This is a genomic window from Arthrobacter sp. JCM 19049 (assembly GCF_001310435.1).
This window is the reverse complement of sequence record NZ_BAXF01000465.1, coordinates 1-1,690: the sequence shown is the minus strand read 5'-3', so window position 1 is coordinate 1,690 and position 1,690 is coordinate 1. Positions and strand designations below refer to the sequence as shown.

Annotated in this window: 1 pseudogene; it reads right to left on the bottom strand. The window is 65.9% G+C overall.

Annotated features, from left to right (window positions below):
* Positions 1–201: 201 nt before the first annotated feature.
* Positions 202–1,481, bottom strand: a pseudogene (gene eno, locus JCM19049_RS13445) (phosphopyruvate hydratase).
* Positions 1,482–1,690: the final 209 nt, after the last annotated feature.

Below are 1,690 nucleotides of genomic sequence, written 5' to 3'. Positions count from 1 at the left end.
TGCCCGCGTCCTGGGTGACTGGTTCGCCGTTCCCCTCGGGTCGCTTGGGGGTCGGTCGACGAGGCATTCGTGGTGGTCGCTGAGCCATGCTCCCCCATTCTTTGGTCTGTGGCCGGCGGTACCGTGCGGCGGTACGCGTCGTTAAACGACGAAGCCCGCCGGCAGGTTCCTACCGACGAGCTTAATCGCTATCACTGGCAATTAGCTGTTGAAACGCGGGAAGGCGCTGGCGCCGGCGTAGATAGCTGCATCACCGAGGTCCTCCTCGATGCGCAGCAGCTGGTTGTACTTGGCCACGCGCTCGGAGCGGGCCGGGGCGCCGGTCTTGATCTGTCCGGCGTTGGTGGCCACGCAGATCTCGGCGATGGTCACGTCCTCGGTCTCCCCCGAACGGTGGGAGGTGATGGTGGTGTAGCCGGCACGCTGGGCCATGGTGATCGCATCCAGGGTTTCGGTCAGCGACCCAATCTGGTTGACCTTGACCAGCAGCGAGTTGGCGATGTCCTTCTCGATGCCCTCGGCCAGGCGCTGCGGTTGGTGACGAACAGGTCATCGCCCACCAGCTGCACCTTCTCCCCGATCGCGTCGGTCAGGGTCTTCCAGCCCTCCCAGTCGTTCTCATCCAGCGGGTCCTCGATGGAGACCAACGGGAAGTCGGCGACCAGCTGGGCGTAGTAGTCGCTCATCTGCTGGGCCGAACGCTGCTGGCCCTCAAACTGGTAGGAGCCGTTCTCGAAGAACTCGGAGGAGGCCACGTCCAGCGCCAGGGCGATGTCCTGGCCCGGGGTGTAGCCGGCCCGCTGGATCGCCTCGGTGATCAGCTCCAGGGCGGCACGGTTGCTGGGCAGGTTCGGGGCGAAGCCGCCCTCGTCGCCCAGGCCGGTGGACAGGCCCTTTTCCTTCAGCACGGACTTGAGGTTGTGGTAGACCTCAACACCCCAGCGCAGGGCCTCGGAGAAGGTCTCGGCGCCGATCGGGGCGATCATGAACTCCTGGATGTCCACGTCGGAGTCGGCGTGCGAACCGCCGTTGAGGATGTTCATCAGCGGCACCGGCAGCACGTGGGCGTTCGGGCCGCCCAGGTACTTGAACAGCGGAAGGTTGGCGCTGGTGGCGGCGGCGGTGGCCACGGCCAGTGAGACGCCCAGGATGGCGTTGGCGCCCAGCTTGGACTTGTTGCTGGTGCCGTCCAGGTCGATCATGGCCTGGTCAATGGCACGCTGGTCGGTGGCATCCATGCCTTCCAGTTCCCCGGCGATCTCTTCGATCACTGCCTCAACGGCACCGAGCACGCCCTTGCCCTGGTAGCGCTTCTTGTCTCCGTCGCGGCGCTCCGCGGCCTCGAACTGCCCGGTGGAGGCGCCCGAGGGAACAGCCGCGCGGCCGTGGGAGCCGTCGGTGAGCAGGACTTCGACCTCAACGGTCGGGTTGCCGCGGGAATCAAGGATTTCACGCGCGTGGATGGCGTCAATCAATGCCATGAGTTTGGACTCCTTGTATAAAGGGGTGGTCGAGGGGCAAGTCAATCCAGCGGTCCAGATTGACCGTTGGCACCGTTGCCTGGTTCCTAGCCTAGCGCTTACCCGGGGTTTCCGGCGACGATGTGTCATCACCGGGCTGGGCATAGCGGGCCGTCAGCGCGTCGCGCAGCACCGCCTCCGCGTCCAGGCCCAGTTCGCTGGCCCGGGCG